At 57.8% G+C, this 16598-nt stretch carries 15 protein-coding genes; 5 read left to right on the forward strand and 10 right to left on the reverse strand.

The genetic code is table 11. The features are described 5' to 3' along the window. The first annotated feature begins 35 nt into the window (after window positions 1-35). Window positions 36-515 (forward strand): tetratricopeptide repeat protein, encoded by a 480-nt coding sequence (locus tag DFO56_RS03315; protein WP_045508879.1) that lies wholly within the window; start codon window positions 36-38, stop codon window positions 513-515. Between the two features lie 44 nt (window positions 516-559). Here the strand turns inward: DFO56_RS03315 and DFO56_RS03320 are convergent, their stop codons facing one another. From DFO56_RS03320 to DFO56_RS03330, 3 genes are read right to left on the reverse strand one after another with little or no spacing between them, the layout of a single operon-like run. After that, on the reverse strand, window positions 560-1348 hold the full coding sequence (locus DFO56_RS03320) for an ABC transporter ATP-binding protein (protein ID WP_045508877.1): 789 nt from the start codon (window positions 1346-1348) through the stop codon (window positions 560-562). Beyond that, window positions 1345-2373 (reverse strand): iron ABC transporter permease, encoded by a 1029-nt coding sequence (locus tag DFO56_RS03325; RefSeq protein ID WP_161796280.1) that lies wholly within the window; start codon window positions 2371-2373, stop codon window positions 1345-1347. The genes DFO56_RS03320 and DFO56_RS03325 overlap by 4 nt, the downstream gene beginning before the upstream one ends. Window positions 2374-2423: 50 nt before the next feature. Further along, window positions 2424-3542, reverse strand: a complete 1119-nt coding sequence (locus DFO56_RS03330) for an ABC transporter substrate-binding protein (protein ID WP_045508871.1) — start codon at window positions 3540-3542, stop codon at window positions 2424-2426. A 217-nt stretch (window positions 3543-3759) separates the two neighbouring features. On the opposite strand from DFO56_RS03330, the gene DFO56_RS03335 reads away from it, so the two are divergent. Together DFO56_RS03335 and DFO56_RS03340 are read left to right on the forward strand one after the other, a co-directional pair. Then, window positions 3760-4185: a hypothetical protein gene (locus DFO56_RS03335; protein WP_045508868.1), complete on the forward strand. Its 426-nt coding sequence runs from the start codon at window positions 3760-3762 to the stop codon at window positions 4183-4185. Window positions 4186-4276: 91 nt separating this feature from the next. After that, the gene (locus DFO56_RS03340; protein ID WP_020456954.1) at window positions 4277-4846 is read left to right on the forward strand and encodes a hypothetical protein; all 570 of its coding nucleotides are present in this window, start codon (window positions 4277-4279) and stop codon (window positions 4844-4846) included. Between the two features lie 75 nt (window positions 4847-4921). On the opposite strand, the gene mtnA is transcribed toward DFO56_RS03340, so the two are convergent. Then, window positions 4922-5944, reverse strand: coding sequence for an S-methyl-5-thioribose-1-phosphate isomerase (gene mtnA / locus DFO56_RS03345; protein WP_020456953.1), 1023 nt, complete (start codon window positions 5942-5944; stop codon window positions 4922-4924). Window positions 5945-6045: 101 nt separating this feature from the next. Here mtnA and mtnK point away from each other — a divergent pair, with 101 nt between their 5' ends. Continuing rightward, window positions 6046-7245 carry an S-methyl-5-thioribose kinase gene (gene mtnK, locus DFO56_RS03350; RefSeq protein WP_045508865.1) on the forward strand — a complete coding sequence of 400 codons (1200 nt, stop codon included), beginning with the start codon at window positions 6046-6048 and terminating at the stop codon, window positions 7243-7245. A gap of 36 nt (window positions 7246-7281) precedes the next feature. On the opposite strand, the gene DFO56_RS03355 is transcribed toward mtnK, so the two are convergent. From DFO56_RS03355 to DFO56_RS03370, 4 genes are read right to left on the reverse strand one after another with little or no spacing between them, the layout of a single operon-like run. Further along, window positions 7282-8526, reverse strand: coding sequence for an LVIVD repeat-containing protein (locus DFO56_RS03355; RefSeq protein WP_045508861.1), 1245 nt, complete (start codon window positions 8524-8526; stop codon window positions 7282-7284). A 9-nt stretch (window positions 8527-8535) separates the two neighbouring features. After that, window positions 8536-9600 carry a sugar ABC transporter substrate-binding protein gene (locus DFO56_RS03360; protein WP_045508858.1) on the reverse strand — a complete coding sequence of 355 codons (1065 nt, stop codon included), beginning with the start codon at window positions 9598-9600 and terminating at the stop codon, window positions 8536-8538. Between the two features lie 18 nt (window positions 9601-9618). Continuing rightward, complete coding sequence (locus DFO56_RS03365; RefSeq protein ID WP_045508856.1) at window positions 9619-10614, reverse strand: ABC transporter permease; 996 nt, start codon at window positions 10612-10614, stop codon at window positions 9619-9621. Continuing rightward, window positions 10611-12113: a sugar ABC transporter ATP-binding protein gene (locus DFO56_RS03370; protein ID WP_045508852.1), complete on the reverse strand. Its 1503-nt coding sequence runs from the start codon at window positions 12111-12113 to the stop codon at window positions 10611-10613. The genes DFO56_RS03365 and DFO56_RS03370 overlap by 4 nt, the downstream gene beginning before the upstream one ends. 162 nt (window positions 12114-12275) lie before the next feature. On the opposite strand from DFO56_RS03370, the gene DFO56_RS03375 reads away from it, so the two are divergent. Then, window positions 12276-13364, forward strand: a complete 1089-nt coding sequence (locus tag DFO56_RS03375; RefSeq protein WP_045508849.1) for an oxidoreductase — start codon at window positions 12276-12278, stop codon at window positions 13362-13364. Between the two features lie 54 nt (window positions 13365-13418). On the opposite strand, the gene betA is transcribed toward DFO56_RS03375, so the two are convergent. Together betA and betB are read right to left on the reverse strand one after the other, a co-directional pair. Continuing rightward, entirely contained in the window at window positions 13419-15098 is a 1680-nt protein-coding gene (gene betA, locus DFO56_RS03380; protein ID WP_045508847.1) for a choline dehydrogenase, read from the reverse strand. Window positions 15099-15125: 27 nt separating this feature from the next. Then, window positions 15126-16598 (reverse strand): betaine-aldehyde dehydrogenase, encoded by a 1473-nt coding sequence (betB, locus tag DFO56_RS03385; RefSeq protein WP_045508845.1) that lies wholly within the window; start codon window positions 16596-16598, stop codon window positions 15126-15128.

The raw sequence follows: 16598 nt of genomic DNA on the forward strand, positions 1-16598 counted from the left end.
TTATAACGTTCAGACACGCTTAATGGATGAAAACGATGGATAGCAGATTGCAGGCAGCGATTGCGCTGCGCAAACAGGGTCAACACGATAAAAGCCGTCAGGCGCTGCAAGCGCTGGCAGAAGAGCCCGCGCTACGTGCGCAGGCGTTGCTTAATATCGCTTGGTCGTATGATAACGAAGGCAAAGAGCGCGACGCCGAGCCTCATTACCTGGCGGCGCTTGCGGCCGGATTAAGCGGTGAAGATAAGTTCGAAGCGCAGTTTGGGCTGGCGTCAACGTGGCGCTGTCTTGGCAAATACGCACAGGCGAAAAGCTTGTTTGAAGAGATCATGGCAAGCTGGCCGCAGGCCACCGAAGTGCGGCCATTTTATGCTTTGTGTCTGCACAATCTTGGCGAACACGACAACGCCATTGCCGTGCTGCTGGCGTCGATTATTCAGCATCCCGACGCCCGCACCGAACCCTATAAAGCCGTGCTGCACCACTACGCGCAGCACCCGCATCAACGCTGGTGACCGGTGTAGCGGTGCCGTTTGCCGCAGTGGACGGCGCGCTGGGACTAGCTTGCCTGCTGGGTTAAACCGTCAATGATCACCTGCTTCATCCCTTGCGAGCAGGGTTCCACGCGCCCGCGTACACCGTAGACCTGCGCCAGACTTTCCGGCGTTATCACCTCGCCCGGCACGCCGTTCGCCACGAGCTCGCCTTGTTTGAGGATCAGCACATGGTCGCCGTGGCGCAGCGCGATATTGATATCGTGCACCACCACCACGGTAACGATATTGCGGCTGCGCGTTTCCCGCTTCACCAGATCCATCACATGGAACTGGTAGTTGAGATCCAGCGCGCTGAGTGGCTCATCGAGCAACAGCAGTGAAGGCTGGCGGATCAGCGATTGCGCCAGCCCGACTAACTGTTTCTGCCCGCCGGAGAGCTGGTCGAGGTAGTGCAGCGCCAGATGCTCGATACCGAGCTGGCGCAGGAGCGACATCACTTCCGCCTGCTTTGCCGCGCTGTGTAAGCCGCCGGAAGCACGTTGTGCGACGATAATCGACTCCAGCACATGCAGATGAACGCCCGCTGGCAGCGATTGCGGCAGATAGACGACCTGCTCGGCACGTTTTGCAAACGGCTGGTCGAGCAGCTCTTCGCCATCGAGCAGCAATTCCCCTTCTGCTTTGTTCAGCCCGGCCATTGCCCGCAGCAGCGTCGATTTGCCGCTGCCGTTTGGCCCAAGCAGAATTGTCACTTTGCCGCGCGGCAAATGGGAAATATTGAGATCGCGAATAATCTGTCGCTTGTGATACCCCGCGCCAAAACCGCGCAGGCTCAGGCCGCTCTGGCTCATACACTCCCCCGGTGGCGCACAATGATGGTGATAAAGAACGGCACGCCAACCAGCGAGGTGACAATGCCCACCGGAATAATTACCCCGTCGATCAGGTTTTTGGAAACGATAGAAGCCAGCGATAACACCAGCGCACCAATCAACGCGCTACCCGGCAGATAAAAACGGTGATCCTCGCCAAACAACATGCGGGCGATATGCGGAGCGACCAGGCCGATAAAACCAATCGGGCCGACAAACGCTACCGACAGCGCCGACAAAATACTGATGCGCAAAAGCGTCGCCAGCCGCAGACGACGCACGTTAATGCCAAAACTTATCGCCCGATCTTCGCCAAGGCGCAGCGAGGTCAGTTTCCATGAACTGAGCATCGACAGCGGCATGATCACCGCCAGCGCCAGTAGCAAAATGCCAAGTTTCTCCCACGACGCGCGGGCAATGCTGCCCATGGTCCAGAACACCAGCCCCTGCAGCGTGTCTTCGTTGGCGATAAATTGCAGCATCGACACCAGCGCGTTGAAGGTAAACACCTGCGCGATACCGAACAGCACCACGCCGGAGGTCGCCACCTGCGTCCAGCGGGTAATACCGTCCAGCAACAGCGCCGCCAGCAGTGCAAAAAGAAACGCGTTCGCCGAGATAAACCACTGCCCTGGTACGCCGGGAATACCGATACCAAGTACAATCGCCAGCGCCGCGCCAAATGCCGCCGCCGACGACACACCCAGCGTAAATGGGCTGGCTAACGGGTTATTCAGGATGGTTTGCATCTCCGCACCCGCCAGCCCCAGCGTCAACCCAACAATGATCGCCATCAGCGCGTACGGCATGCGGATATCCCAGACAATCACCCGCGTTCCGGCATCGGCGCTCGCCGGGTCAACCAGCGTTTGCCACAGCGTATCCAGCGGCAAACCAGAGGGGCCGAGGGTGAAATCCAGCAGCATTGAGGCGGCAATGAACACCACCAGCAGCGCCAGTAAACTGACGCGGCGGCGAAGAATCACGCGGTAATTGAGCATCAGGCTGTCCGCAGCCGTTTCCTGCCTCTGCTCGTTTGTTTCCAGCGTGGTACTCATTTGCCCTGCTGCCAGCTATAGACGAAGTTGTTATCCGGCAGTTTGGTGAAGTTTTTGATGATGTGATGGTAGGTCGCATCCGGGTTCAAATCCGCAAACGCCTGCGGATAGATATCTTTCGCCAGATATTCCATGCCGACAATGTTGTACGGATGATTGTAGAAGTGGTGGTAAACGCCATACACACGTTTTGCACTGACCGCCGGGATCTGCGCGACACCGGTGCGTTGCAGCAGCACCTGCGCCTGTTTATTGACCTCATCTTGTGAGACGTTCAGCCCGAGCGGCAGTACCTGGCTGTTACCCCGTTTAGAGCCGGTCATGATATAGACATCCGGGTTGGCGCTGATGAGTTTTTCAAGCGAGATAAACCCGGTTGCACCCGGTAGCAGCTCAGAGCCAAGGTTCTTCGCGCCGACCGCTTCAACCAGCCCGCCCCAACCGCTGTGCCCGTGGGTAAAGCAGCAGCTATCCGCGTTACCGGCCAGCGCTTCGACGAATACCTTCGGTTTCGGGTTGATGGCGGCGGTTTTCTGCTCAATCGCTGCTAATTGCTGGCGATAATAGGCGGTGTACGCCGCCGCGTTGCTTTCGCGGTTAATCACTTTACCCAGCAGATCGATACTCGGCGCGGTGTCTTTTGCCGGGTTCACTTCGTAATCAACAAACAGTACCGGAATGTTCAGCGCGGTCAGTTTAGCCAGCACGCCGCTATCGGCCAGCGCCGGTTTCGCGCGCAGCTGCGCAATCATCAGATCCGGCTGTTTCGCCAGCACGCTTTCCAGATCAACATTGCCTTTATCGCTAAAGCCCATGTCCATAATGCGGGTCGCTTCCGGCCACTGGGTTTTCAACATTTCCCAGGTGGCAATGTCCTGTTTTTTCGCCAGATTGTTCCATGCCACCAGCCGTTTAAACGGATTGTCGCGATCCAGCAGCGCCATCGTCATGATGTCGCGCCCGTCCTGCAAAATAATGCGTTGCGGTTCGTGTTCAATGGTCACTTTGCGGCCATCGAAATCGGTTACGGTGAGCGGATATTGCGTGGCGTGCGCCAGCATGGGAACAGCGAGTAAAGCGGAGAGCACGAACGTAAAGATTGATTTCCCTTGCATAAAAAAACAACCCTGCAGATAGTCAGATATTAATGATTTTGATAATTATTATCATGTCAAAATAAACGAAACATATACAACATCAAAAAATAGGCTGACCGCAACCCCGCGTTAACATCCTGATTCGTTTTCTCTTTTGCTGACATCGTTTCTTACGGATTTTCACCGCCGCGATGGATTACCTTCGTGCTTTGCCAAAAACCTGCGGAAACGGTTGATGAAATACGCTCTGTTTTTATTCCTTTGTACCTTTATCTCCAGCGTGCGGGCGGATGATGCCGTCCGACTTCACTGCCCGACGCGCGGCAACCTGACGGTCTCTTTTTTTGACTACAACCTGATAACCATGAAGTGGAGCGACCATTTTCAGGTCGCGGCGGGCAAAGAGCGCAGCAAAACCAAAGCGGGCGTCCCGTTCTGGAGCACTACGTTTGGTAACGGCGACAACTTAGCCTTTTTCCCGGATTCCGGTCAGTACTATCTTTTTTATGCTGGCGCGAATGCGCCTGAACAGTGCAGCGAGCTGGGCAGTTTTGTCTACCCGGTGATCACCCCGCCGCGCTATGACAAAAACGCCAGTACGCCGCAAAGCCAGGCCAGCACCATTGACAAGGATGTGATTTTGCTGCACCCGGCGACCTGAATTTCCCCTACCCAATCCAGTAGCCTCCCTTTGTGACACGCCGCAAGGCGTGTATGCTGCCAGCGCCGCTGCGGCATACAGGGAGGTCATCATGCAAAAATTCATTATGTTGATAGTTATCGTGTTGCTTTCGGGCTGCGCGACGACGTCGCCAATGCCGGAATGGGACAACATCACCGCGCTTGAAGTGCGCCAGGATCGCATCACCGCCTATTCCGACCATTACGCCTACAACTTCATCCGTAACGATCCGCATGCTGATGCCTACGCCCGGTACGCTGAGTTTTATCAGGAGTTTGCCAGCCATGTTCCCGGCGTTGCCGTGAACTTTGTGGTGAAAGATAAAAAGGTGACGGCTGAGTACAAAGCGCTCGTTGATGCCTCCGGACTCAGTGCCGCGCAAATTGAGCGCCTGCGTTATCACTACGGGGCAAACATTATTGAGCCGAATAAAAAGCTGGCGGTGACCTTCAGAGCGCAGGGTGACGTGGTCTACATTTTGCAACACCCGTACGGCCCTGATACCCGTACGCTGGAAAAACCGGTGACCGTCACGATTAACGACACCACCAAACAGCATGTCTCGTGGACGGCGCCCCTACTGATCCCGGCGTTTCCACTGATTATGATTTACGGCTGCGCCACCGGGCCGTGCGTGTGATCGGCGCCGTTTCCCAAACAGAGAGTTACCGCCGTCTGGCAAGCAAACAGCGGTGTTAAGCCGGTACGTTGGTAATTAGCGTGGCTGGAAGATCCCGTTCGCCACATCAGCAGGTGTCACCACGCCGCTGTCGAGTACCCAGCCGCTGATGAGCGCCGCTGGCGTGACATCAAATGCCGGGTTGTAAACCCGCGCATTTTCCGGCGCCCAGTTCACTGCGCCAAAACTCCCGGCCACCCCGGTCACTTCCGCGGCAGCGCGCTGCTCAATGGGAATGGCATCGCCATTCGGGCAGTGCGGGTCGAGCGTGGTTTGCGGCGCAGCCACATAAAACGGTACGTTGTGGAATTTCGCCAGTACCGCCAGCGAATAGGTGCCGATTTTGTTCGCCACATCGCCATTGGCGGCAATGCGATCGGCACCAACCCATACCGCATCCACCTGCCCTTTCGCCATCAGGCTGGCGGCCATGGAATCAGTAATTAACTGATACGGCACCCCCAGCTCGCCCAGTTCCCAGGCCGTTAGCCGCCCGCCCTGTAATAATGGGCGGGTTTCATCCACCCATACATGGGTAATTTTTGCCTGCTGATGCGCCCGCGCAATGACACCCAGCGCGGTGCCGACGCCCGCTGTCGCCAGCCCACCGGTGTTGCAGTGGGTCAGCAGTCGGCTGCCCGCTTGCACCAGCGCGCTGCCCGCTTCGGCAATGTTGTCGCACAACTGTTTATCTTCTTCGACAAGCCGCAGCGCTTCGGCGGTTAACGCCGCCACAAAATGCTCCTGCGTGAGCGCCTGTTTCATGCGATCAAGGTTATTCATCAGGTTCACCGCCGTCGGGCGCGCCGCGCGCAACGTTTCCAGCGCCTGCGCCAGTTGGTCGCGGTTTGCGCCCTGTTCTGCCAGCAGCGCCAGCAATAAGCTGGCAGAAAGGCCAATCAACGGCGCGCCACGCACCCGTAGGGCATGAATATGGCCGACAAGATCCTCTACCGTGCTGGCCGGTAGCCACTGTTTCTGCTGCGGTAAGGCCTGTTGGTCGAGAATAAATAATTGATTGTCGGCGACTCGCAGGCTGGTGGTCTGTAATGGCTGCATTGCGTTAAATCCCTGTTGCGTTGTTGTAGCGTATTGTGTCAGGATGACATTCGGATGTATAGACGTCTAAATGGCTTTATTAGCAAAAGAGGATCGAGGCAATGTCGCAATACCGTACCTTCTCCGCCCGCGATGCCGTGGCGTATGCACAACAATTTGGCGGCCTGGACAACCCGTCCGAACTGGTGGACGCACAGGAGGTGGGCGACGGTAACCTCAATCTGGTGTTCAAAATCTTCGATACCCAGGGTGTGAGCCGCATTATTGTCAAACAGGCGCTGCCCTATGTGCGCTGCGTGGGTGAATCCTGGCCGTTAGCGCTTGATCGCGCCCGGCTGGAAGCGCAAACGCTGGTCGAACATTACCAGCACAGCCCGCAGCATACGGTAAAAATCCACCACTTCGACCCGCAACTGGCGGTGATGGTAATGGAAGATCTCTCCGATCATAAAATCTGGCGCGGCGAGCTCATTAACAATGTGTTTTACCCGCAAGCGGCTGCGCAACTGGGCGAATACCTGGCGCAGGTACTGTTTCACACCAGTGATTTTTACCTCCATCCGCATGACAAAAAAGCGCAGGTCGCACAGTTCATTAACCCGGAAATGTGCGAAATCACTGAAGATCTGTTCTTCAACGATCCCTACCAGGTCCATGAGCGCAACAACTACCCGGCTGCGCTGGAAACGGAGGTCGCCGCCCTGCGCGATGACGCGCAACTGAAACTGGCGGTGGCGGCGTTAAAGCACCGCTTCTTCTCTCACGCCGAAGCACTGCTGCACGGCGATATTCACAGTGGCTCGATTTTTGTCGCCGACGGTAGCCTGAAGGCGATTGACGCCGAGTTTGGTTACTTCGGCCCCATCGGTTTTGATATCGGCACCGCCATCGGCAACCTGCTGCTCAACTACTGCGGTTTACCAGGGCATCTGGGCATTCGCGATGCGGCCAGCGCGCGTGAACAGCGTCTGGCCGATATTCAAACCCTGTGGACCACCTTTGCCGAGCGCTTCCAGGCGCTGGCGCGAGAGAAAACCCGCGACGCGGCACTAGCACAACCGGGCTACGCCAGCGCCTTCCTGAAAAAAGTGTGGACCGACGCGATCGGTTTTTGCGGCACGGAGCTGATTCGCCGCAGCGTTGGGCTTTCACACGTCGCCGATATCGACACCATCAACGATGAAGAGATGCGCCACGCCTGCCTGCGCCACGCCATCACGCTCGGTAAAGCGCTGATTGTCATCGCCGAGCGCATTGAGAACGTCGATGAGTTGATTGCCCGCGTGCGTCAGTACAGCTAACGCAGCCCTCTCCCCCCGTCGGGGGAGAGAACCTCACTACCCCAGATACTCAATTATCGACAACCCGCCGTTGTAATCGGTGCTGTAGATAATGCCGTTCGCATCAACAAACACATCGCAAGACTGGATCACGCGCGGGCGTGCAGGCCGCGTATCCATCATCTTCGCTGGCGCGGCAGGCACCAGCGCGCCGGTTTCCACCGGGCGATACGGGTTAGAAATATCGTAAGCCCGCACGCCCGCATTCTGGTAAGTGGCGAAAATCAGCGTCGAGCTGATAAAGCTGCCAGGGCGATTTTCGTGCAGGTTGTGCGGCCCGAAATGCGCCCCTTTCGCCACATAATCGGTTTCGTCCGGCTGCGGAAACGTCGAGATGCTTACCGGATTTGACGGCTCACGAATATCAAACAGCCAGATCAGCTTCTCGCCATCTTCCTGATTGTCGAGCACCGCTTCATCCAGCACCACCAGCAAGTCCCGGTCCGGTAGCGGTAGCGCGGTGTGCGTACCGCCGCCAAACGGCGGGCTCCAGTTGCGGTGGCTGATCAGCTTCGGCTGGGTTCTGTCTTTCACATCCAGTAGCGTTAACCCGCCGTCGCGCCAGCTACCGTACGCCGTATCCCCGGCGATAATCGCGTGGTGTAGCGCATAGCGTTTGCCTTCCGACCACGCTGGCGTTTCCCCTGCGGCCTGGTTCATTCCCGGCAGCCACCAGCGCCCGGCAACCTGCGGTTTACGCGGATCGGCCAGATCGATGGTCAGGAAAATATAGTCGGTAAAGCCGTCGATCAGCGCCGAGACATACGCCCAGCGCCCGCCCACATACCAGATACGGTGAATGCCGATGCCGTTGAGCGACAGAAAGCTGATTTCGCGCGGTTTATCGGGCGTGGAGATATCAAAAATGCGCAGTCCGGCGCTCCAGCCTTTGTCCTGCACATCGCTGACCGTCTCGCCGACCGAGCGGGTGTAGTAGACCTTTTCATCGGCAAAGCGCGCATCGGCGAACAGATCGCGCGCGTTGATTACTAAAAGCAGATCGTCATGGGCTTGCAGATGCACATTCCAGGTGCCCGGCGGGGCCGGGACGTAACCGGCGGCTTTCGGGTTTTTCGGGTCGCGCACATCCACTATCGAAAACCCCTGCGACACCATATGCCCGATATAGGCAAAGCCACGGTGCACCATCAGTTGCACACCGTCCGGGCGACCGCCCTGGTCGCTGTGACCAATCAGCCGCATATTGCGGCTGTATTCAGGACGCGGTAATTCACTCGCCATGTCCGTTCCTTACTTGTTTTTCGCTTCCAGCGTGGCGAACCACGGCGCGATAAAATCTTCCGTCTGACCCCAGCCCGGAATGATTTTGCCGAGCGACGCCACATTCACCGCGCCCGGCTGGCTTGCCAGCAGCGCTTGCGGAATGGCAGCGGCTTTAAAATCGTAGGTGGCAGGGGTCTGTTCACCGGCAATTTTATTGGCGATGAGGCGCACGTTGGTGGCACCAATCAGTTTCGGATCCACCGCCACGCTTACTTTCCACGGGCTGCCCGACTCGCGCATCAGTTGCAGATCCTGGTTGGAAACGTCGATGCTGTAGAGTTTGATCTCGGTGCGACCGTTCTCTTTCAGCGCTTTATACGCGCCCTGGCTGAACGCATCCCAGGTGCCCCAGATCGCATCAATCTGCCCTTTCGGGTATTTCGCCAGCACCGCGCCCACTTTATTTGCCGTGTCGCCCTGCACATCGGAAGAGACCGCGCCAATCGACTCCAGCTCTTTAATACCTGGATTGGCTTTCAGCAGCTCGGCGTAGGCGGCCTGGCGGCGCTCCATCGGCGGGAAACCGGCGACCCACAGTTTGATAATGTTGGCTTTACCGTTGAAATCTTTCACCAGCTCGCCAAAGGAGAGTTTGGTCAGCGAGGCGTCATCCTGCTGCGTCACCGTCACGCCCGGAATTTCACCGTTAACAGCGGTATCAAACACCGCCACTTTGATGCCCGCAGCCACCGCTTTTTTAATCAGATCGGTGGAGTACGGATCGCGCCCCTGCGACAGAATAATGCCGTCATATTTCTGGCTGATCGCCTGGTTAACGAAATCCTGGAATTTGGCGTCATCACCGTTGCTCAAAAACGTGCTGATTTTAAAGCCGAGTTTTTTACCTTCCTGCAACGCGCCGGAGACAAACTGGGTGGTGTTATCGTCTGAACCCAGGTTGCGGATAAGCGCAATGCGTATCGGGCCGTGGTGATTAGCAATGGCGTCCGGCACCGGCGCAGGTGTCGTGGCGTGTCCTGGCAGCGCGCTCAGTAAGCTCAGCGCCAGCAGTGAGAGTGCAATTTTTTTCATCTGTTTTCCCCTGAAGAATTAACGACGCTGGAAGTAAGTCAACGCAAGGGCACCGGCCAGCACCAGCCCCTTAATAATGTCCATCGCGTAATAGGGCACCGACAGCATCACCAGCCCGTTTTGCAGCACGCCGAGAATAACCGCTCCCACCAGCGTGCCGAGCGCATTCGGTTTGCCGGAACCGGCGAGCGAGAAACCGATCCACGCCGCCGCCACCGCATCCATCAAATAACCGCCACCGGCGTTGACCTGCGAAGAGCCAATGCGTGACGCCAGCAGAATGCCGCCCAGCCCCGCCAGCAGCGAGGCGATAACATATGCCGCCACTTTGTAGCGCGTGGTACGAATGCCGGACAGGCGCGCCGCTTCCGGGTTGCCGCCAATGGCATACATGCGACGACCGTGGGTGGTCAGCGACAAACCCAACTGCGCGACAACCGTCACCACCAGCATAATGATCACAATGGTCGGCACCTGCCCGAGCAGACCAAACGCCGCCGGAATGGTGCCCTCCGCCATATCGCCGCTCGGCAGCACCATATTTTCGGTAATCGAACCGCCATAGCTGTAGGTCATTGCCACACCCTGAATCACAAACAGGCTGCCAAGCGTCGCCAGCATGTCGGGAATGCGCAGCACCACAATTAAAAAGGCGTTGAACAAGCCCACCAGCGTACACAGTGCCAGCGTGATAATGATGGCTTCGGTGGTACCAACGCCGTGCCAGACAAACAACGAAATCACCAGCGCATTCGCCAGTGAGGCGGTGGAACCGACCGACAGATCAAACCCGCCGATGGTCAGCGAAATAGAGACACCAATCGCAATCACCGTGACGATGGCGATCGAGCGCAAAATGTTGATGATGTTGAAGGGATCGAGGAAGTTGTCCGACGCCACGCCAAAGATGGCGACAAGCGCGACCACGGTAAGCAACATGCCCCATTTATAGAGAAAATCAAAAAACTGCTGGCGGGGCGTCGCCGCCGCATTGACTGAAAGGGCCTTACTCACGGCGCCGTTCCTCCGGTGGAATAATAAAGAAGCGTCTCTTCGCGGGCATCCTCGCCCTGCACTTCCGCAACAATGCGCCCATCCCACAGCACACAAATCCGGTCACACAACCCCACCAGTTCGGCGAATTCACCCGAGGCGTAAATCACCCCTTTGCCTTCGCGCGCCAGGCCATCAATCAACTGGAACAGGTCGGTTTTCGCTTTCACGTCCACGCCTTTGGTCGGCTCATCGAAAATCACCACATTGGCGTGACCGCGCAGCCATTTGCCAATCGCCACTTTTTGCTGGTTGCCGCCGGAAAGACGGCGCAGCGTCTGCCCCGGCCCGGTAGTGCGTACGCCAACGCGGGCAATCACTTCCTGCGCCCAGCGCCAGGCCTGGCGATGCGCAAAAAAGCCCCAGCGCGAGAAACTGTTATCCGCGCTAATGGACAAATTCATACTCACCGGCTCATCAATAAAAATGCCCTCTTTGCGCCGCTCTTCCGGCACCAGCGCCAGCCCGCGCATCACGGAATCGGCCGGATCGCGCGGCCGCCACGGTTGGTTATTCAGCTCGCCACGGTTGATTCGGCTTTTACTCGCACCGAACAGCGCTTTACACAGCTCGGTTTTCCCCGCCCCCGCCAGACCAGCAATGCCGAGAATTTCCCCTTTACGCAGGCGCAGCGAGATATCTTTCAGCAGCCCCTCGTCGTGCAAGCCGTCAATGCTTAGCAGCACTTCATCACTGTGCGGTGGACGGGCTGGCGGATAGATATCGCTCAACTCATGACCGAGCATCTTCTCGACAATCGCTTCGCCGCTCAGGGCATGCATCGGGCCGGATTCAATCAGTTTGCCGTCGCGCAGCACTGTTAAGGTGTCGCAAATCGCGTTCAGTTCGTGGATGCGGTGCGAGATAAACACCACGCCAATGCCCTGCTGTTGCAGGCATTTGACCACGGTGAACAAGCGCTCACTTTCGTGCTGATCGAGCGGTGCGGTGGGTTCATCGAGAATTAAAAAACGGCAGTGGTGCGAAAGCGCGCGCGCCAGCAGGATCTGCTGCTTTTCCGCCAGCGTGCAGCTATCGATCGAACGTTTTACATCAAACATCACATCGAGTTGCGCCAGCGCCTCGCGCGCCGATTTTCGGATCTCGCCCCAGCGGAAACGATGCCCGCCTTCCGCCAGCTTATCGAGCATGATGTTCTCGGCAATGCTCAAACCCGGGATCAGCGCAACATCCACTTCCTGCTGCACCAGATGAATGCCCAGCTGTTTGGCATCGCGCGGGGTGCGAATCGACACCGCCTGGTTATTGATGGCGATTTCGCCTTCGTAATGGTCGTACGTGCCGCACAGCACCGCCATCAGCGTCGATTTCCCCGCGCCGTTCGCGCCGGTTAAGGCATGCACCGAGCCGCCGCGCAGGGAGAAATTGACATGCGACAGCGCCTTAAAGCCGCCAAAGGCCAGGCTTATGCCGCGCATTTCAAGGTGGTTGCTGCTCATTCGCACGCTGTTCCTGCAATTAATAGGTTGATTTAACGAATTTTTCACAGCCTCGCTTGACTGGCAACGACAGAAAATGCATAAGATAAAGCTAAATATTATTAGCCATCCGGATGTCCAGACATAACATCGGGTTAGCGATCACGCACAAGGACACAACACATGAGCAGCACTGATATCCGCGTCGTACCCGGCCCGGCCAACTACTTTTCCCACGCCGGTAGCCTCGCGCGGTTGCATGATTTCTTCAGCGAAGAACAACTGGCGCGCGCGGTATGGATCTATGGCGAGCGCGCCTTTGCCGGGGCAAAAGCGTTTTTGCCACAAGGGGTTAACGCGCCGGGCGCGAAACACATTTTGTTTAAAGGCCACTGTAGCGAGCACGACGTGAACGAACTGGCGCAGCAGGCGGGCGACGATCGCGCGGTGGTGATTGGGCTTGGCGGCGGCGCCTTGCTGGATACCGCCAAAGCGGTGGCGCGCCGTCTTGGTTTACCGGCGGTCGCCATTCCGACCATCGCCGCCACCTGCGCGGCGTGGACGCCGCTGTCGGTGTGGTATAACGACGCTGGTCAGGCGCTGCACTTTGAAATTTTCGACGACGCCAATTTTCTGGTGCTGGTTGAACCGCAAATCATCCTTAATGCGCCTGCGGAATATCTGCTGGCAGGCATCGGCGATACGCTGGCGAAGTGGTACGAAGCGGTAGTGCTGGCACCACAACCAGAAAAACTGCCGCTCACCGTACGTCTGGGGCTAAACGGCGCACTGGCGATCCGCGATGTGTTGCTACAGAGCAGTGAACAAGCTCTTGCTGACCAGCAGCGCGGCGAGGTGACGCAGGCATTTCGCGATGTGGTGGATGCGATTATTGCCGGGGGTGGGATGGTCGGCGGGCTGGGCGAGCGTTACACCCGCGTTGCCGCCGCACACGCGGTGCACAACGGTTTAACCGTGTTGCCGCAAACGGAGAAATTCCTGCACGGCACCAAAGTAGCGTATGGCATTCTGGTGCAGAGCGCCCTGCTCGGCGAGGACGATGTGCTGGCGCAGTTGATTAACGCCTATCAGCGTTTCAACTTGCCGACCTCGCTGGCAGCACTGGACGTGGACATTAATAACCGCGCGGAGCTGGATAAAGTGATTGCTCACACTCTGCGCCCGGTGGAGTCGATTCACTACCTGCCGGTGGAACTCTCCGCCGATACGCTGCGCGCGGCGTTTGAAAAAGTGGAAGCACTGTCGCGCTAATCGCCCCTCTTTGCGTAATGCCGCCGGTAAACGCCTTACCGGCGGCATTTTCTTTTACGCCCGCAGCGGTGTACCGCGAACCGGGCGATCGCCTGCAACAAAGTAATCCGCATTGCTGCGCGGCAGCGGCGTGCGGCCACGGATGTTATCGGCAATCTTCTCGCCAATCATAATGGTGGTGGCATTGAGGTTACCGGTGATGATCAGCGGCATGATCGAGGCATCCACCACGCGCAAGGCTTCCAGCCCATGAACACGCCCTTCGCCATCGACGACCGCCATCTCATCGCTGCCCATTTTGCAGGTGCCGCACGGGTGATAGGCGGTTTCGGCGTGGTTACGCACAAACTCATCCAGTTGCTCATCGCTCTGGCACTCAATGCCCGGGCTGATTTCCCGCCCGCGATATTTGTCCAGCGCCGGCTGGTTGATGATCTGCCGGGTGATACGAATCGCGTCGCGGAATTCGTGCCAGTCCTGCTCATGGGCCATGTAATTAAACTGAATGGCCGGATGCTGGCGCGGATCGCGCGATTTCAGACGCACAAAACCCCGGCTTGGCGAGCGCATCGAACCCACATGACACTGGAAGCCGTGCGCTTCTACTGCATTTGAGCCGTTGTAGTTAATCGCCACCGGCAGGAAATGGTACTGAATATTCGGCCAGGCGAACTCCTCGCGGCTGCGGATAAACCCGCCGCCCTCGAACTGGTTGCTGGCCCCAATACCCGTGCCGTTAAACAGCCACTCCGCGCCAATTTTCGGCTGGTTCCACCACTTCAGCGCCGGATAGAGCGACACCGGCTCCTTGCACTCATATTGCAGGTACATTTCCAGGTGATCCTGCAAGTTTTCGCCCACGCCCGGTAAATCATGCACCAGCGGAATATCGAACTGCTTGAGCAGATCAGCGGCACCAACGCCGGAGCGCTGCAAAATTTGCGGCGAAGCAATCGCCCCGGCGCAAAGCAACACTTCCCGGCGCGCATGCACCTCATGTACCGTGTCGCTGGAGCCGTGCAAATAGGCCACGCCGACAGCGCGTTTCCCCTCAAACAGAATGCGATCGGTGGTGGCATGGGTAATGATTTTCAGGTTCGGCCGCGTTTTTGCCATGTCGAGATAGCCGCGCGCGGTGCTTGAGCGGCGGCCTTTCGGCGTGACAAAGCGATCCATCGGGCCAAAACCTTCCTGTTGGTAGCCGTTAAGATCGTCAGTGCGCGGGTAACCGGCCTGCACGCCCGCCTCAATCATCGCGGCGAACAGCGGGTTGTTGCCCGGCTTGCAGGTAGTGATGCTGACCGGGCCGTCGCCACCGTGGTAATCGTTCGCGCCGATATCGCGCGTTTCCGATTTACGGTAATAGGGCAGACAGTCGCGGTAGGTCCAGTGCTCAAGACCCGGCTGCTGCGCCCAGTTATCGAGGTCCATCGCGTTGCCGCGCACGTAGCACATGCCGTTAATCAGCGATGAACCGCCCAGCCCTTTACCGCGCCCGCACTCCATGCGGCGGTTATTCATGTGCGGTTCAGGTTCTGTTTCATAAGCCCAGTTGTAGCGCTTGCCCTGCAACGGGTAAGCCAGCGCCGCAGGCATCTGCGTGCGGAAATCAAAACGGTAATCGGGACCACCCGCTTCGAGCAGCAGGACATTCACATCGCTCTCTTCGGTCAGTCTTGTTGCCAAAACGTTCCCTGCGGATCCGGCTCCAATGATGATGTAATCAAATTCCATTCGTCGCTCCTCAGGTTAAAACTTTATTCAAAATACGGACTGAAAACGGCTCAGCTCGAGCTGGACGGATTTGACCTGCGTATAGTTTTGCAGCGTCATCAGGCCATTTTCACGCCCAACGCCGGAGTGCTTGTAGCCGCCCACCGGCATTTCAGCGGCGGATTCCCCCCAGGTGTTGATCCAGCAAATACCGGCTTCAATCTGGTGAATGACACGGTGCGCGCGGTTAAGATCCTGTGTCACCACGCCCGCCGCCAGGCCGTAATCGGTAGCGTTGGCGCGGCGCACCGCTTCCTCTTCGCGCTCATAGGTCAGAATCGACATCACCGGACCGAAGATCTCTTCACGCACGATGGTCATCTCATCGCGACAGTCGGTAAATACGGTGGGTTCGACCCACGCCCCGTGGTCGAAGTCACCGCCGGTCAGACGCTTACCGCCGCACAACAGGCGCGCGCCTTCGTTGATGCCGCTTTCGATATAACGCATTACGTTGTCGCGGTGCGCAAAACTGACCAGCGGCCCGAAATTGGTGTTCAGATCGTTGACATCACCGGCTTTAATGCGCGCCACGCGCTCAACGATTTTTGCTTCGAACGCCTGCTGCAAGGCCTTCGGAATAAACACGCGCGTGCCGTTGGTACACACCTGGCCGGAGCTGTAGAAGTTCGCCATCATGGCGATATCGGCGGCGAGATCGAGATCGGCGTCGTCAAAGATAATCAGCGGCGATTTACCGCCCAGCTCCATGGTCACGTCTTTCAGCGTCGAACCAGCCGCATTCGCCATCACTTTCTTGCCGCTGGCAACGCCGCCGGTGAAAGAGACTTTGTCGATGCCCGGATGGTCGGTCAGCAACTGTCCGGTCACCGCGCCGCTGCCGTTCAGCACGTTAAATACGCCGTCTGGCACGCCAGCTTCGCTGTAAATTTCCGCCAGTTTCAGCGCCGTGAGCGGCGTGACTTCGCTCGGTTTAAAGATCATGGCGTTACCGGCCGCCAGCGCAGGCGCAGATTTCCACAGCGCAATCTGGATCGGGTAGTTCCACGCGCCAATCCCGGCCACCACGCCAAGCGGTTCGCGGCGGGTGTAGACAAACGAGGTGTCGCGCAGCGGAATTTGCTGACCTTCAAGAGAGGGGATAAGCCCCGCGTAATACTCGAGTACGTCCGCGCCGGTGACGATATCAACGGCCTGGGTTTCGCTCAGCGGTTTGCCGGTATCCAGCGTTTCCAGCGCCGCCAGTTCATCATTGCGCTCGCGCAGAATATCGACGGCGCGGCGCAGGATGCGCGAGCGCTCCATGGCGGTCATCGCGGCCCAGATTTTCTGCCCTTTTTGCGCACTGGCAACGGCGCGATCGACATCGGCCTGCCCGGCTTCGTGCACCTCGGCCAGCACCTCGCCGTTCGCCGGATTGATGGTCTGGAATGTGTTACCCGCCGCAGCCGGAACGTATTGACCATGGATATAGAGCTGCTGTTCTGCGAATCGGGACAT

Origin of the sequence: Kosakonia sp. AG348 (genome assembly GCF_003337365.1) — a bacterium.
Lineage (GTDB): Bacteria > Pseudomonadota > Gammaproteobacteria > Enterobacterales > Enterobacteriaceae > Kosakonia.